The sequence below is a fragment of the Sabulicella glaciei genome, from assembly GCF_026183895.1.
GTDB classification, from domain to species: domain Bacteria; phylum Pseudomonadota; class Alphaproteobacteria; order Acetobacterales; family Acetobacteraceae; genus Roseococcus; species Roseococcus glaciei.
In genome coordinates this window covers 97394-113138 of the sequence record NZ_JAPFQI010000006.1, presented here as the reverse complement: position 1 = coordinate 113138, position 15745 = coordinate 97394, and the positions used below count along the sequence as shown (strand labels likewise).

13 protein-coding genes are annotated in these 15745 nt (G+C 71.8%); 8 read left to right on the top strand and 5 right to left on the bottom strand.

Annotated features, from left to right (window positions below; genetic code table 11):
- Positions 1-10: 10 nt before the first annotated feature.
- Both OF850_RS10425 and OF850_RS10420 read right to left on the bottom strand, forming a co-directional pair.
- Entirely contained in the window at positions 11-475 is a 465-nt protein-coding gene (locus OF850_RS10425; protein WP_301590012.1) for a DUF3237 domain-containing protein, read from the bottom strand.
- Positions 472-888 (bottom strand): rhodanese-like domain-containing protein, encoded by a 417-nt coding sequence (locus OF850_RS10420; RefSeq protein ID WP_301590011.1) that lies wholly within the window; start codon positions 886-888, stop codon positions 472-474. Before OF850_RS10420 ends, OF850_RS10425 begins: the two co-directional genes overlap by 4 nt.
- 156 nt (positions 889-1044) lie before the next feature.
- Here OF850_RS10420 and OF850_RS10415 point away from each other — a divergent pair, with 156 nt between their 5' ends.
- The 6 genes from OF850_RS10415 (at position 1045) to OF850_RS10390 (ending at position 7226) form a co-directional block, all read left to right on the top strand.
- Positions 1045-2061 (top strand): ABC transporter substrate-binding protein, encoded by a 1017-nt coding sequence (locus OF850_RS10415; RefSeq protein ID WP_301590010.1) that lies wholly within the window; start codon positions 1045-1047, stop codon positions 2059-2061.
- Between the two features lie 17 nt (positions 2062-2078).
- On the top strand, positions 2079-2867 hold the full coding sequence (locus OF850_RS10410) for an ABC transporter ATP-binding protein (RefSeq protein WP_301590009.1): 789 nt from the start codon (positions 2079-2081) through the stop codon (positions 2865-2867).
- Positions 2860-3678, top strand: a complete 819-nt coding sequence (locus OF850_RS10405; protein ID WP_301590008.1) for an ABC transporter permease — start codon at positions 2860-2862, stop codon at positions 3676-3678. Before OF850_RS10410 ends, OF850_RS10405 begins: the two co-directional genes overlap by 8 nt.
- A 153-nt stretch (positions 3679-3831) precedes the next feature.
- Complete coding sequence (locus OF850_RS10400; protein ID WP_301590007.1) at positions 3832-5838, top strand: TonB-dependent receptor; 2007 nt, start codon at positions 3832-3834, stop codon at positions 5836-5838.
- A gap of 54 nt (positions 5839-5892) precedes the next feature.
- Complete coding sequence (locus tag OF850_RS10395) at positions 5893-6783, top strand: DMT family transporter (RefSeq protein WP_301590006.1); 891 nt, start codon at positions 5893-5895, stop codon at positions 6781-6783.
- 161 nt (positions 6784-6944) lie between these two features.
- Positions 6945-7226: a hypothetical protein gene (locus OF850_RS10390; protein ID WP_301590005.1), complete on the top strand. Its 282-nt coding sequence runs from the start codon at positions 6945-6947 to the stop codon at positions 7224-7226.
- An 18-nt stretch (positions 7227-7244) separates the two neighbouring features.
- Here the strand turns inward: OF850_RS10390 and tldD are convergent, their stop codons facing one another.
- From tldD to OF850_RS10375, 3 genes are read right to left on the bottom strand one after another with little or no spacing between them, the layout of a single operon-like run.
- Positions 7245-8678, bottom strand: coding sequence for a metalloprotease TldD (gene tldD, locus OF850_RS10385; RefSeq protein ID WP_301590004.1), 1434 nt, complete (start codon positions 8676-8678; stop codon positions 7245-7247).
- On the bottom strand, positions 8675-13204 hold the full coding sequence (locus tag OF850_RS10380) for a PAS-domain containing protein (RefSeq protein WP_301590002.1): 4530 nt from the start codon (positions 13202-13204) through the stop codon (positions 8675-8677). Before OF850_RS10380 ends, tldD begins: the two co-directional genes overlap by 4 nt.
- Entirely contained in the window at positions 13204-14286 is a 1083-nt protein-coding gene (locus OF850_RS10375) for a COX15/CtaA family protein (RefSeq protein WP_301590001.1), read from the bottom strand. Before OF850_RS10375 ends, OF850_RS10380 begins: the two co-directional genes overlap by 1 nt.
- 81 nt (positions 14287-14367) lie before the next feature.
- Here OF850_RS10375 and OF850_RS10370 point away from each other — a divergent pair, with 81 nt between their 5' ends.
- Both OF850_RS10370 and OF850_RS10365 read left to right on the top strand, forming a co-directional pair.
- Complete coding sequence (locus OF850_RS10370) at positions 14368-15084, top strand: glycosyltransferase family 2 protein (protein WP_301590000.1); 717 nt, start codon at positions 14368-14370, stop codon at positions 15082-15084.
- Positions 15081-15731 carry a TVP38/TMEM64 family protein gene (locus tag OF850_RS10365; RefSeq protein WP_301589999.1) on the top strand — a complete coding sequence of 217 codons (651 nt, stop codon included), beginning with the start codon at positions 15081-15083 and terminating at the stop codon, positions 15729-15731. The genes OF850_RS10370 and OF850_RS10365 overlap by 4 nt, the downstream gene beginning before the upstream one ends.
- The last annotated feature ends 14 nt before the right edge of the window (positions 15732-15745 follow it).

The window sequence follows — 15745 nt, the reverse complement described above, 5'->3', positions numbered from 1 at the left end:
CCCCCGCGCGTCAGAGCAGCTTGTACACCTCGTAGCGTGGGCCGGTGGGCGGGCGCTGGCCGATGCCCACCGCGACCACGCGATTGAGCCAGGCGAGGTCCGGCGCGCCCGTCTCGAAGCGCAGCGCGACGCGGAAATAGTACTCGGACGGGTCCACCGCCTCCCCGGCCGCGAGGCGCGCCAGCACCTCCTTCGCGCCGGTGCGGATGCCCGAATAGCGCACGTGGACGATGCCGCCGGATTCGGCCCGCAGGGTCAGGCGCACGTCGATATGCGCCGTGCCGTCCGTTTCCACCCGCAGCCAGTCGGCGGAAGCGCCGCCCAGTACCTCGGCCCGCAGGCGCGGCCCGTTTGCCGTGCCGCCCGTGACCGGGACGATGCGCAGCTCATGCCCGTCGGGCCCCACCCCGGCGTTCTGCGGTTCCCCGACCTTGAGGTCGAGGGTGAAGAGATGCTCGCCGCGCAATTCGCTCATCGCTGCCTCCAGGGAAGGCCCTCGGCCTTCCATCCCCCCACGGTGCCGCGATGGCCCTCGGCGTCAACCGGCCCCTCGAAACCGTCGCGCACGTTGATGGCGTGCGGGAAGCCGGCCAGCTGCGCCGCCTGCCCGGCGGCGAGCGAGCGCGCCCCGGAGCGGCAGATGTAGTAGACCTTGCTTTCGGCGGTGACGCCGGCGCGGCGCAGGTGCTCGGGGAAGTGGTCGTTCACCTGCATGGAGGGGAAGACCTGCCAGGGGATCAGCACCACCTGCTTGCCCAGCGCCGACAGGTCGGGCACGCCGACGAAATTCCACTCGGCATCGGTCCGCACATCCACCAGCACCGCGCCCGGGTCCCCCTGCAGCGCTGCGAAGGCTTCGGATGGCGTCACGTCGGGCACGCCTGGCATGGCCTCTCCTTCTCGCATTCCGTGGTGCAGCATGGCGCGGAACCGGGCGCTTGCCCAGGGCGCGGCCCCTGCCGGACGCCTCGCGCAAGGCCGCCGCTTGCGCAAGGCCCCCGCCCTGGTGTGTCTTGCGGCGGAATCCCTGCCCGGAACCGCCCGATGTCCCTGCCCCGCCGCCTCCTCCTGTCGAGCCCCGCCCTGCTCGCCATGCCCTCCATCGGCCGCGCCCAGGCGGCGCCGCGGGTGCGGATGATGCTCGACTGGACCTTCCAGGCACCCAACGCTTTCGCGCTGGTGGCGCGGGAGCGCGGCTTCTTCCGCGAGGCGGGGGTGGAGGTTTCGGTGGATCGCGGCCAGGGCTCCGGCGCAGTGCCGCCGGCGCTGGCCTCCGGCACGCACGATCTGGGCTATGCCGACATCAACCCGGCGATCCGCTTCCTGGCCCAGAACCCGGATAGCGGCCTCGTCGCGGTGGCGATCCTGCATGACCGCTCGCCGCTCTGCGCCATCGTCCGGGCGGATGGGCCGGTGCGGACGCCCAAGGACCTGGAGGGGCGGCGCCTCGCCGCGCCCGAGTTCGACGCGGGGCGGCAGCTCTTCCCGGCCTTCGCCAAGGCGGCCGGCATCGATGCGGGGCGGGTGACCTTTCTTTCGGTGAACCCGGCGCTGCGCGAACCCATGCTGGTGCGGCGCGAGGTGGACGGGGTGACGGGCTTCGTCACCACCTCGGCCCTTTCGCTCAAGAGCATCGGCCTCGACCACCCGCAGCAGCGGGTGATGATGTACTACGACCACGGGCTGGACCTGTATGGCGGCGCGCTGCTGACCACGCGCCGCTTCATCCAGAACAACCCCGAGGCGGTGCGCCGCGCCACCGCCGCGCTGATCCGCGGCTTCCGCGACCAGCTGGCCAACCCCGCCGCCGCGATGCAGGTGCTGCGCCAGGCCGAGCCGCTGGTCGACGTGGCCCAGGAGACCGAGCGCCACGGGATGAACGTGCAGCGCGTGATCATGACGGAGAACGTGCGGCAGAACGGGCTTTCCTCCGTGGACATGGCGCGGCTGCAGCGCGGCATCACCGCGGTGGAGGAGGCCTATGGCCTCCAGCCGCGCCTCCAGGCCGCGCAGCTCTACACCGCGGATTTCCTGCCCCCGGCCGCCGATCGCCGGGTCTGACGCGCTTGCGGAACTTCGTGGAGATCGCCGACGTCGCCATGCGCTATGGCGGCGCGGAGGGCACGCTGGCCCTGCAGCGCTGCACGCTCTCGGTCCGGGAAGGCGAGTTCGTGGCGGTGGTCGGGCCTTCGGGCTGCGGCAAGTCCACGCTGATGCGCCTCGTTTCCGGCCTTTGGCCCGCCAGCGAGGGGCAGGTCTGGGTCGCGGGGCGCGAGGTGTCGGGGCCGGTGCCGCTGGTCGGCATGGCCTTCCAGAACCCGACCCTGCTGCCCTGGCGCTCGGTCCTCGACAACGTGATGCTGCCGCTGGAGGTGGTGCCGGCGCACCGCTCCCGGCTGCGGGCCGAGCGCGCCGCCTACGCAGCCAAGGCCGAGGCGCTGCTGAAGCTGGTCGGGCTGGAAGGTTTCGGCCAGCGCCACCCGCACCAGCTGTCCGGCGGGATGCAGCAGCGTACCTCGCTCTGCCGCGCCTTGATCCACGAGCCGCCGCTGCTGATGCTGGACGAGCCCTTCTCCGCGCTCGACGTGTTCACGCGGGAGGATCTCTGGGCCGTCCTGCAAGACGTGTGGCTGGAGCGGAAACCCACCGTGATCCTGGTGACGCATGACCTGCGGGAAGCCGTGTACCTGGCCGACCGCGTGCTGGTGATGAGCGCCCGCCCCGGCCGCATCATCGCCGAGCGGCGGGTGGAGTTCCCCCGCCCACGCCGGTTGGAGGACACCTATGACACAGAGTTCAACGCGGTGGTGGCGGAGCTGCGCGCGCTGATCGCCCGCGCCCGCGCCGGGGAGGCGCCCGATGCCTGACTCCCGCGCCGAGGCCCTGGCCGCCGCCGCGCGCCGGCAGCGCCGCCTGCAAGCCGCCCTGCCCTGGCTGGTGATCGGCGGCGCCTTCATCCTGTGGGAGGCAGCGGTGTGGCTGCTGGGCATCTCGCCCTTTATCCTGCCCGCGCCCTCCGCCGTGGTGCAGGCCGGGCTGCGCTGGTGGCAGCCCCTGCTGCAGGACAGCCTGGTGACGCTGGGCACGACGCTGCTGGGCTTTGCCATGGCGATCGTGTTCGGCTTGGCGCTGGGGGTGGCGATCGGCTCCTCCACCCTGGTGTATCGCGGCTTGTATCCGCTGCTGATCGCCTTCAACTCCATCCCCAAGGTGGCGGTGGTGCCGGTGCTGATCGTCTGGTTCGGCATCGGCATCTGGCCGGCGGTGATCACCGCCTTCCTGATTTCCTTCTTCCCCATCGTGGTGAACGTGGCGACCGGCATCGCCACGGTGGAGCCGGAGCTGCGCGACGTGCTGCGGGCGCTGGGCGCGCGGCCGCTGGACATCGTCCGCAAGATCGGGCTGCCGCGCGCCATGCCGTATTTCTTCGCCTCGCTGAAGGTGGCGATCACCGTGGCCTTCGTCGGCTCCATCATCGCGGAGAGCGTGGCGCCCAATGCGGGGATCGGGCGGCTGATGATGGTCGCCTCCTCCCGCTTCGACGTGCCGCTGGTCTTTGCCGGGCTGGTGGTGACGGGGGTGATGGGGGTGGCGCTGTATTGGATCGCGGAGCGGCTGGAGCGCCGGGTAACGGGCTGGGCGACGCGCGGGCAGGAGGGCTTCGCGCCGGGGGGGTGAGGAAGCCTCGCCACACCATCCGATTCCGGTGTGGGTCGTTCCGTTACGACGGGTGGACGGAGTTATATGTTATAATGTAGCGTCTCCGACATGCGCCGCTCCCTTCTCCTCTTATCCCTCCTCACCCCGCTTCCTGCCGCAGCGCAGGAAACCGTGCTTCCCGACCTTGTGATCCAGGCCCGCCGCCTGGACGAGGCCCGCACCGCGATCTCGCCCACGCTGGGCGCCAGCGTCTCCTCCCTGAAGCGCGAGACGATCGAGAACCTGCCCGGGGGCGCCGACGCGCCGGTCAACGGGCTGCTGCTGCAGTTCCCCGGCGTGGTGCAGGACAGCTTCGGCGAGATCCATGTGCGCGGTGAGCACCGCAACCTCCAGTACCGCATCAACGGCGTCACCCTGCCCGTGGGCATCCAGGGCTTCGGCGCCTTCCTGGACGCGCGCGCCATCGCGGAGCTGCGCCTGCTGACCGGCGCCCTGCCCGCCCAATTCGGCTACCGGACCGGCGGCGTGGTGGACATCACCCTGCGCTCCGGCGCCAATGCCCCCGGCGGGTGGGTCAGCGCCTATGGCGGCTCCTATTCCACCTTCCAGCCCTCCATTGGCTACGCGGGACTCCATGGCGGCTGGGATGTCTTCGCCACCGGGACCTTCCGGCAATCGCGCCTGGGGGTCGAGCCGCCGACGGCCAGCACCAGCCCGCTGCACAACCGCACGGACCAGCTGCGCGGCCTCGTCAGCGTGTCGCGCCTCCTGTCCGACACCGTCCGGCTCTCCGTGATCGGCGGCGCCTCGGCCAACCGCTTCCAGATGCCCAACAATCCCAGCCAGCCCATCGAGTTCCCGGTGATCGGCGAGGAGTTCGACAGCGCCCGCCTCCGCGCCCGGCAATGGGAGCGCAACCGCTTCGGCGTGGTGGCGCTGCAGGGCGGCTCCGGCGCGCTGGACTGGCAGGTGGCGGGGTTCGGCCGCGATTCCAGCACCAGCTACCTTCCCGACCTGCTGGGCGAGCTGGCCTTCAACGGCGTCGCCAGCCAGGTGCGGCGCCGCTCCACTGCCTTCGGCATCCAGGCCGACGGTTCCTATCGCCTGAACGAGCGCAACACGCTGCGCTTCGGCGTCCTGAGCATGGGCGAGCGCAGCTTCGCCGGGAACGTCACCACTGTCCTGCCGCTGGACGAGGATGGCGACGTCGCGGGCGATCCCTTTGCGATCGGGACGCGGCGCGGCCGCACCAGCTGGGTGCATGGCGTCTACCTCCAGAACGAGTTCCGCCTCTCGGAGCGGCTGACGCTCAACGCGGGGCTGCGCGGCGACTACGCAGACCAGGCGGCGCGGGCCGCGCAGCTTTCGCCCCGCGTCAACGTGGTCTGGCGGCCGCTGGACCGCACGACCGTGACGGTGGGCTATGCCCGCTACCTCACGCCACCGGCGCAGGAGCTGATCACGCCGGGCGACGTTTCGCGCTTCGCCGGCACGACCAACGAGCCGGAGAATTTCCGCGCCGACCTGCCGCGCCCTGAGCGCTCCCACTACTTCTCTGCCGGCATCTCGCAGCGCGTGACGGAACGCCTGACCCTGGGCGCCAGCGCCTGGCACAAGGAGGCGCGCGACCTGCTGGACCTCGGGCAGTTCGGCCGCGCCCTGGTCTTCACGCCCTTCAACTACCGCCAGGGCCGCTCCACCGGCGTCGAGTTCACCGGACAGTGGCGCGGCGAGCGGCTGGACCTCTACGCCAACCTCACCGTCTCGCGCGCCTCCGGCCGCGACATCCGCACCTCGCAGTTCAACTTCGAACCGGAGGAGCTGGACTACGTGCGTAACAAGTGGGTCCGCACCGATCACGACCAGCTCCTGACCGCCTCGGCCGGCGCGGTGTGGCGCGCGTGGGAGGGCGGGCGCATCTCGGCCACGGCGCTGTTCGGCAGCGGGCTGCGGCGCGGCTTCGCCAACACGGAGAAGCAGGACCCCTATGCGACGCTCAACATCGGTATCGCGCACGACTTTTCCCTGCCGGGTGCCGGGCGCTGGACCGCGCGGCTCGACCTGCTCAACCTCGCCGATGCGCGGACCCAGCTGCGCGACGGATCGGGCATCGGGGTGGGGGCGCCGCAATTCCTGCCGCGCCGGGCGATCTATGGCGGGCTGACGCGCCACTTCTGACGACGCCGCAACGGCCGGATGGCGCCGCCCCGCCATCCGCGCTGCGATGCCGCCATGACATCCCGGGCCTGGGCGCTGCTGACCTTCCTCGCCTTCCTGTGGGGAGGGTCCTTTCTGTTCGTGGGGGTGGCGGTGCGGGAATGGCCGCCCTTGGCGATCGTCCTGGCGCGGGTGGGGCTGGCGGCCTGCGCCCTCTGGGCGGTCGTGGCGGCGCTGCGCCTGCCGGTGCGTCGCGACGCCGCTGCCCTGCGCGCGCATCTTGGTATGGGGGTGCTGAACAACGTCGTTCCCTTCACCCTGATCGTCTGGGCGCAGTTCTCCCTGCCGGTGGGGGCGGCCGCTATCCTGAATGCCACCACGCCCTTCTGGGCCGTGCTGCTGACGCACCTTGCGCTGGCGGAGCGCGCCACCCCTGCGCGCCTCGCCGGGATCGCCATCGGCTTTTCCGGCGTGGTGGCGATGGTGGGGGTGGACCCGCTCGCGGCGCCCTGGCCCGCCGTCGCCGCCATGCTGGGCGGGACCTTGTCCTATGCGCTGGCCGGGCTCTGGGGGCGGCGCTTCCGCGCGCTGGGCATCCCGCCGCTCCTGGCCGCCTGCGGGCAGGTCAGCGTCGCGTCGCTGCTGCTGCTTCCCTTCGTGGCGCTCGGCCCGCTGCCGCCCTGGCCCAGCCCCGGCACGGCGGCCGCGCTGGTGGGACTGGCGCTGCTGTCCACCGCCCTGGCCTACCAGGTCTACTTCCGGGTGCTGGAACTGGCGGGGCCGGTGAACCTGCTGCTGGTGACGCTGATCATCCCCGGTTTCGCAGCGCTGATGGGATGGGCCGTGCTGGGCGAGGCGCTGGGCTGGCCCCATGCCCTGGGCATGGGGCTGATCGCGCTGGGCCTCGCGGTGATGGACGGGCGGCCCTTCGGCCGGGTACGCCGATCGTGCGGAGCCAAGGGCTGACCCACGCCCACCGGCACGCCCTGGCCGTTCTCGCAGCAGGTGCCGGGGTCCGTGACGCTGTCATTGCCACGCGATCCATGGCGGGCTGACGCGCCGCTTCTGACGCTTGCACGCCACGGACGCGGCGGAGCACCATCCCGGCGGGGCGAGGGGGACGGGGCATGACCTACCGCATCCTGCTGGGCATCGACGCGCTGGCGCTGGCCGTCGCGGTCTTCTTCTTCCTGTGGGGCATGGGCGACGGCAGCGTGTCGTCCTTCAACATCCTGCACTGGATGGTGCTGCTCGGCGGGCTGGGGGCGGTGGTTTGGGGTGGCATCGCGCTGCACCGCGCCGGCCGCCAGGCGCAGGCCGTCTCGCTGCTCGGCCTCCTGGCGGTGCCGGTGGCGCTGCTCGGCCTGTTCTTTCTCGCCCTGATCATCCTGCAGCCGCGCTGGAACTGAGCGCGGCCGCGCAGCCCCTCAGCCGGTGCCGCCGATCGTAAGCCCGCCCATCCGCAGCGTCGGCTGGCCCACGCCCACCGGCACGCCCTGGCCGTTCTTGCCGCACGTGCCGATGCCCGGATCCATGCCGCTGTCGTTGCCGATCATGCGGATCTTGGTCAGCGCGTCCGGCCCGTTGCCGATCAGGGTCGCGCCCTTCACCGGGGCGCCGACGCGGCCATCCTCGATGATGTAGGCCTCGCTCATCGAAAAGACGAACTTGCCGGAGGTGATGTCCACCTGCCCGCCGCCGAAGTTGACCGCCCAGATGCCCTTCTTCACCGAGCGGATGATCTCCGCCGGCTCGTGCGCGCCGCCGAGCATGATGGTGTTGGTCATGCGCGGCATGGGGCTGTGGGCGTGGCTCTGCCGGCGCCCGTTGCCCGTGGGCGCGACGCCCATGAGGCGGGCATTCTGCCGATCCTGGATGAAGCCGCGCAGGATGCCGTCCTCGATCATCACGGTGCGGCCCGACGGCGTGCCCTCGTCATCCACGGTGATGGAGCCGCGGCGCCCTTCGATGGTCCCGTCATCCACCACCGTCACGCCGGGCGCGGCGATGCGGCTGCCGACGAGGCCGGCGAAGGCGCTCGTCTTCTTGCGGTTGAAGTCGCCCTCGAGCCCGTGGCCGATCGCCTCGTGCAGCAGGATGCCGGGCCAGCCGGGCCCCAGCACCACCTCCTGCTCGCCGGCCGGGGCGGGGACGCTTTCCAGGTTCACCAGGGCCTGGCGCAGCGCCTCGCCCACGGCGCGCTGCCAGCCGCCATTGCCCAGCACGCGGTCATAGCCATGGCGGCCGCCCGTGCCGAAGGAGCCCGTTTCGCGCCGCCCGTCCTTCTCCACCACCAAGGAAACGTTGAACCGCACCAGCGGGCGGAGGTCGGCCACCACCTGCCCGTCGGGCCGCAGGATGCGCACCGCCTGCCACTCGCCGGTGAGCGAGGCGCTGACCTGCACCACGCGCGGGTCCAGCGCGCGGGCATGCGCGTCCAGTTCCATCAGCAACGCCGTCTTCTCGGCGAAGTCCATCGCCAGCAGCGGGTTGGCATCGTCATAGAGCCGAGCATTGGTGGCGCGCGGCCCTGCCTCCATCGTGCCGGAGCGGCCCTGGGAAACGGCGCGGACGGTTTCGGCCGCGCGGGCCAGGGCCTCGTCCGAAATCTCGCCCGAATGGGCGTAGCCCGCGGCCTCGCCGCTCACCGCGCGCAGGCCGAAGCCGCGCGACTGGTCATAGGCGGCGGAGCGGATGCGCCCGTCATCGAGCGACACCGCCTCGCTTTCCCGGTGCTCCAGGAACAGCTCCCCATCCTCGGCGCCCGTCGTCGCCTCGCGGAGGCGGCGCAGCGCGGCATCGGGGTCCAGCGTGGCGTGGAAGAGGCGTTCCGTGACGGAAAGGGCGGTGTCGAGGCTCATGCCTCCAGAAGATGGGGCGGGAAGCGCAGCCGCGCCAGGGTCCCCTTGCCCATCTCGCTTTCCAGGGTGAGCGTCCCGCCTTGCGCCTCCACCAGGACCCGGCACAGGTAAAGGCCGAGCCCGGAGCCGGCATAGCGCCGCGACGCGCTGCTCTCCACCTGGGCGAAGGGCTGGAAGAGCCGCCCCATGTCGGACTCGGCGATGCCGATGCCGGTGTCGCGCAGGTCGATCACCAGCGCCCCCTCCTCGCGCGCGGCGGAAAGCGTCACCGTGCCGCCCGCCGGGGTGAACTTCACCGCGTTCGACATCAGGTTCAGCAGCACCTGCCGCAGCCGCCGCGTGTCGGCGGTCAGGGCGGGCAGATCCTCCGGCGCATCCATGACCTCCAGCGAAAGCTGCGCCGCCTCGGCCTGGCCGGACATCATCCGGCAGGCGGATCGCAGCAGCGGCCCCAGATCCACCCGCTCCTTCGCCACGGGCAGGCGTCCCTCCTCCGCCCGGGTGATGTCGAGGATGTCGTCGATCAGGGTGAGGAGATGACGCCCCGCCTCCTGGATGGCCCCGGCATATTCGGGCACCAGCCGCGCATCCGCCCCGGCCGCCAGCACCTCGGAGAAGCCGATCACCGCGTTCAGCGGCGTGCGCAGCTCGTGGCTCATCGTGGCCAGGAAGCGCGACTTGGCGAGGTTGGCGGCCTCGGCCGCCTCGCGGGCGCGTTCCAGCTCGGCGCGGATGCGCCGGTCCTCCGACACGTCCGTGTAGGTGACGACCCAGCCGCCATCAGGGGTCGGGTCGGACACCACCTCCACCGCGGTCCCATCCGCGCGCTGGCGCGTGGAGCGGATGGAAACGCTGCGGTCGCGCCGCTTGATCTGCTCCGCCATCGCCGCGCCTTCCGGCCCTTCGCCGTACTCGCCGGCGTCGCGCAGCGCGTTCACCATGTCGTCCAGCGTGCGTCCGGGGGCCACCACCTCCGCGGAGATGTGCAGCATCTCGTGCAGGATGGAGTTGGAGGCGACGATCGCCCCGTTCCGGTCGAACATGGCGAGGCCGTGCCGGATATTGCCCAGCATGGCGGTCAGCAGGTCGGCGCGGCGCTGCGCCTCCTCCTCCGCCCGCACCAGCGCGGTGATCTCGCTCACCGACACCACGAAGCCGCCATCGGGCAGCGGGTCAGAGGCGATGGCCATCACGCGGCCATCGGCCGTGCGGCGGGTGGAACGCTGGCTGCGCGAGCGGTCGGTCGAAAGCACCGCCGCGATCTGCGCCTCGGTTTCCGGATCGCCGGGCACGCCGAACTGGCCGGCCCGCGCCTGCTCCAGCACCAGTTCCTCCAGCGTGGCACCGATGCGGCCTTCCAGCCCGGGGAGGCTGAACAACTCCGCAGCCAGGCTGTTCGCCTGCAGCAGCCGGCCGTTTCGGTCGTAGAGCAGGACGCCCTGCTGGCTATTGCCCAGCATGGCAGAAAGGGTCTGCGCACGCCGCTGCGCCTTTTCCTCCGCCTGGACCAGCGGCGTCACGTCGCTGGCGCTGATCACGATCCCGCCATCGGGCGTGGGGTCGGAGGAGATGTCGAGCACCCGCCCATCCGCCAGGGCGCGGGTGAAGCGGTGCGGGATGGAGCGGTCGAGGCCCCGCAGCTGCGTTTCCACCGCCTCCGCCTCGGCGGTGCCGGGCTCGCCGTAATACCCTGCCGGCCCCAGCTCGGACATGATCTGCGAGCCGGTGGCGCCGGCCCGGTTCTCGATGCCAGGCATGTTCAGCAGCTCGCCGGCCAGGCGGTTCGCCGCCACCAGGACGCGGTCCTTGTTGTAGAGCAGCACGCCCTGGCGGCTGTTGTTCACCATGGCCTGCAGGAACTCGCTGCGGCGCTTCGCCTCCTCCTCCGCCCGGACCAGCGCCGTCACGTCAGCGACGGCCACGGCGAAGCCGCCATCCTTCGTGGGGTCGGAGGTGATGTCCAGCACGCGCCCGTCCGGGCGGCGGCGCTGGTAGCGCTGCGGCTGCGAACGGTCCAGCGCCATGATCCTCGAAAGCTCCCGCTCCACCTCCTCCGGCTGGTTGGGGAACTCGCGCTCCAGCTGGATGCGCATCACTTCCCGGAGGGTGAGGCCGATCAACGGCCTCGGGTCGCCGCCCACCACGAGCGACCCCGCGATGCCGTTGGCGGAGACGAGGCGGTGGTCGGGCCCGTAGAGGGTGAGGCTGTGCCGCGTGGCGTTGAGCGTCGCCTCCATGCGCGCGGCGCGCTGCTTCGCTTCCTCCTCCGCGCGGACACGGCCCGTCACGTCGGTGACAGTGAGCACGTAGCCGCCGCCGGGGACGGGGCTGAAGGTGGCCTCCAGCTCCATCCCGTTCGGCCGGCGGCGGCGGCGCTGCGCCGGCTGGCGGTTGTCGCGCCCTTCCAGCTCCGCGACGTAGCGCGCCGTTCCCTCGGCGTCGCCGAACTCGCCGGCCGCGGCCTGGGCGGCGCGCAGCTCCGCCATGGTGGCGCCGACCACGAGCGCCTCGCCCATGCCGGTCAACTCGGCAGCGAGGCGGTTGAAGGCGACCACCCGCTCCTCGGCGTCGAAGAGCATGATGCCGTGCCGCATGTTGTCCAGCATGACCTGGAGCATGGCGGCGCGGTTGGCGGATTCCGCCTGAGCGGCGGCCAGGGCGGTGATGTCCGTGACTGAGCGGACGCAGCCGCCCTCCGGCAAGTACTCGGTGCGGATCTCGACGACCGTGCCGTCCGGGCGGCGCCGCTGGTAGGTGCTTTCTCCGTCGGTGAGGGCCGGGCGCGCGGCCATGGCGCGGGCGGCGCTTTCCGGCTCCCCGTGCTCGCCGCGCGCCACCTGGATGGCGCGCAGCTCGTCATAAGTGATGCCGGGATGCACTGCTCCCTCGGGCAGGCCGAAGAGCCGCTCGGCGAGGCCGTTGCCGGCCACCACCTTGTTCTCGGCGTCATACATGATGATGCCGTGCCGCACCGTGTCGAGCACGCGCTGCAAGGTCTGCGCCCGCGCCTGCGCCTCGCGCTCAGCCCGCACCAGCGCCGTGACGTCGGTGTAGGAGCGGACGAAGCCGCCATCGGGCAGGGCGTCGGTCACCACCTCGATGACGGTGTTGGACGGGCCGGCGCGGCGATAAGCGTCCTGCGCTCGCAGCGGCTGGTGCCCGCGCCATTCCAGGAAGGCCTGGGTTTCCGCCTTGTCGCCAAACACGCCGCGGCGCGCCTGCTCCTCGCGAAGCTGGTAGATGGAGGTGCCGGGGGCAAAGGCGTCGGGCGAAACGCCGGCGAGCGGCGCGGCGAGGCGGTTCGCGGCCACCACCTTGCCCTCCGCGTCGAACAGCACGATGCCATGGCGCGTGCTTTCCAGCATCGTGTCGAGGACGGAGGCGCTTTCCTTCGCTTCCTCCCGCGCGGCCTGGAGGTCGGTGATGTCCGACACCACCATGGCGTGGCCGCCATCGGGCAGGGGCACGGAGCGATGCACGGCGACGCCGCCGCCGGGGCGCCGCCGCTCGAAGCCCTGCGGCTGGTCCAGCCGGCTGAGGACGCGCTCCACCGCCGCTTCCGGGTCGGTCTGGCCGAACTCACCGCGCCGGGCGCGCCGCTCCACGATGTCGCGGAGATTTTCTCCGATGCGGATCGGGTCGTCGGCGAGGATGCGGTTATAGGCCTGGTTCACCAGCGACACGCGCCGGTCGGGTCCATAGACCGCGACGCCAACCGGCAGGGCCTCGATCAGCGCGTCGTGCATCGCGGCGCGGCGACGCGCCTCGCGCTCCGCGTTGCGCGCCTCGGAGATGTCCGTGACCTCGGCCAGCCAGCCACCATCGGGCATCGGGTGGTTCACGAAGCGGATGGTGCGGCCATCGGGCTTGGTCCGCTCCACGTGCCAGGACCCGCGCGCGCGGCTCAGCCTTTCGGCGAAATCTGCTTCGATCGCCGGCTTCACCTCCGCCGGGATCTCGCCCGCGCCGATCTGGATGTCGAGCAGGTCGGAAAGGGTCACCCCCTCGAGCGGCGTTCCTTCGGGCAGCCCCAGCAGATCCGCGTAGCGCGGATTGGCCCGGCGCAGCCGCCCGTTGCTGTCGAAGCGGGCCAAGCCGGTCTGCAGCTGCGCGATCACCTCGCTCGCCTGGCGGGAAGCGGCTTCCGCCGCCTGGAGCGCCGCGGCGCGTGGTCCCGCTTCGGCAAGCCCGGCGACCCAGCCGCCTGCCATGGAGGCGTGGAACCAGTCCAGCGCCCGCCCCTCGGCGGTGCGAAGCAGCCGCGCCCCGGTGGCTGGGCTGCCGCCGAAGGGCAGGAATTCCGCCGCGCGCTCCTCCGGCGCACCGTCGCCCAGCAGCCCCCGGAAGGCGAGGCGCCGGAGGAAGGCGGTCCAGTCCAGCGCCTCGGCCTCGGCCCGCGCAAGGCCGAGATGCTGGCGCATGGCCTCATTGCACAGGATGAGGCGCCCATGCTCCGCAAAGGCGGCGAAGGAGAAGGGAAGCGCGTCCAGCGCGTCCTGGAGGCTTGGCTGGCGCGGCGTGTCCATCAACGTTCCGGTTTGCGCAGGGTGTGCAAGGCGAGAAGCCCCGTGGCGAGCACCGCCACCGCCACCGCCTGGTGCAGCGTGCCGAGCGAGACCGGCACGACATGGACCAGCGTGGCGATGCCCAGCGCGTACTGCGCGCCGATCACGGCCGCGAAGCCGAGCACGGCACGGCACGCCGTGCCGGCGGGGAGGCGCCGCCATGCCGCCAGCGCCGCGCCGAAAGCGGCCAGCAGCGTCAGCGTGGCGAGGAGGCGGTGGTTGAACTGCACTGTGGCGAGGTTGAGCGTCAGGTTGGTCCAGAGCGGCGACAGGTCGAGATACCCGGCCGGGACGAGGCGCCCGTCCATCAGCGGAAACGTGTTCCAGGTGAAGCCCGCCCGCGTCCCGGCGACGAAGCCGCCCGCCAGCATGGTCGCCACGGAAAGCACGAAGGCCGCCAGGGCCTGGCGCCGCACGCTGCCCTGACGCGGCCCCAGCGCCTCGCGCACCGGGCGCAGCAGGCCCAGCGCCGTCCACAGGATCACCCCGAAGAGCAGGAAGGCCATGCCGAGATGGAGCACGAGGCGGTAGGGCGAGACCGCGGTGCGGTCCGCCTCGAAGCCCGAGGCGACCATGAACCAGCCGATCGCCCCCTGCATCCCGCCCAGCACGAAGAGCAGCCACAGCCGCGGCATCAGCGCGCGCGGGATGGCGCCGCGCCACCACAGCAGCAGGAAGCCCCCCAGATAAACGGAGCCGATGAGCCGCCCCCAGAAGCGGTGCGCCCATTCCAGCCAGAAGATCCGCTTGAAGCCTTCCAGCCCGAAGCCGGCATTCACCAGCTCATATTGCGGGATGGTGCGGTAAAGGTCGTAGAGGCGGCGCCATTCCGCCTCGGAAAGCGGCGGCAGGGTGCCGGCCACCGGCGCCCACTCCATGATGGAAAGACCGGAGCCGGTGAGGCGCGTCGCGCCGCCCAGCGCCACCATGATCCAGATCAGCCCTGCCACCGCGAGGAGCCATAGCGCGACGGCGCGCGGGTTCCCGCGCCGCCCGTGCTCGGCGGGGGGGATGGCGGTCTTGCTGGAGGCGTCGAACGGCATGCAACCCATGATAGTGAGACTCGCATCGCATGGGCAGCCCACCGCTTGTGGGGCAAGGGCGCGGGTGGTAGCGCCGCATCCATGCCCGAACCGCTCGTTTCGGTCGTCATTCCCGCGCGGAACGAGGCCCCCAATGTCGCCCCCCTCCTGGCGGAGATCGGGGCCGCGCTGGCCGGCGTCCCACACGAGGTGATCTTTGTGGATGACGGCTCCACCGACGGCACGGCGGCGGCGTTGCGCGAGGCGGCAGGCACCCATGCGGCGCTGCGCTGGCTCCGCCACCGCGAAAGCTGCGGCCAGTCGGCGGCGATCGTCTCGGGAGTGAAGGCGGCCCGCGCCCCCTGGATCGCCACGCTGGACGGGGATGGGCAGAACGACCCGGCCGACATTCCGCGCCTGCTGGACCGCGCCCGGCGCGAGGGGGAATCCGTGCTGGTGGCCGGGCACCGGGTCAACCGGCGCGACACGGCGACGAAGCGCGTCACCTCGCGCATCGCCAACCGGGTGCGCGCCCGGCTGCTGCGCGATGCCACGCCGGACACGGGCTGCGGCCTCAAGGTCTTCTCGCGGGCCATGTTCCTCGGCTTTCCGCATTTCGACCACATGCACCGCTACCTCCCCGCCCTGGCGCTGCGCGCGGGGGGGCGGGTGGTCAGCGAGCCGGTGAATCACCGGCCCCGCACGCGCGGCGCTTCCAACTATGGCACGCTGGACCGGCTGCTGGTGTCCTTTCTCGACCTCGTGGGCGTGGCTTGGCTGCAGCGCCGCGGCCGGCGGCCGGAGGTGGAGGAGCAGTGAGCCCCGCTGCGCTGGGCCGGCTCCTTCTCCTGGTGCTGGGCCTGGCTTCCGTGGGCTGGATCCTGCGGGAACTGGGCGCCGTGCCGGGCACCGAATGGGTGGACGCCCATGTGCGCGGCCAGGGCGTGAGGGGAGAGGCCGCGTTCCTGCTGCTGGGCGCCGTCATGGTCGCGGCGGGCCTACCGCGGCAGGCCGTGGCCTTTCTGGGGGGCTATGCCTTCGGCGCCGCGCTGGGCTCCGCCCTCGCCCTGCTCGCCCAGGCCGGGGGAAGCGGGATCTCCTTTTTCTGGGCGCGGGCCATTGGGAGGCGCTGGACCGAGGACAAGCTCGCCGGGCGCTTCGGGGCGCGGCTGCGTCCCTTGGTTGAGTCCATGCGTCGGCAGCCTTTCGGAACCACCCTGGCCCTGCGGCTGTTTCCCGTCGGCAACAACTTGGCCCTCAACCTCCTTGCTGGCGCCGTGGGCATTCCCGCGGGGCCCTTCCTGCTGGCCTCGACCCTGGGCTTCCTTCCCCAGACCGTGGTTTTTTCGTTGCTGGGTAAGGGCGTACGAGTGGACGGCGCGGTGCAGGTCGCGCTCTCCCTGCTCATGCTTGCGGCTTCAGTCGGGCTCGGCTTGTGGATGATGCGGCGGAATCGCCATTTCTGACGGAGAAGCCATGC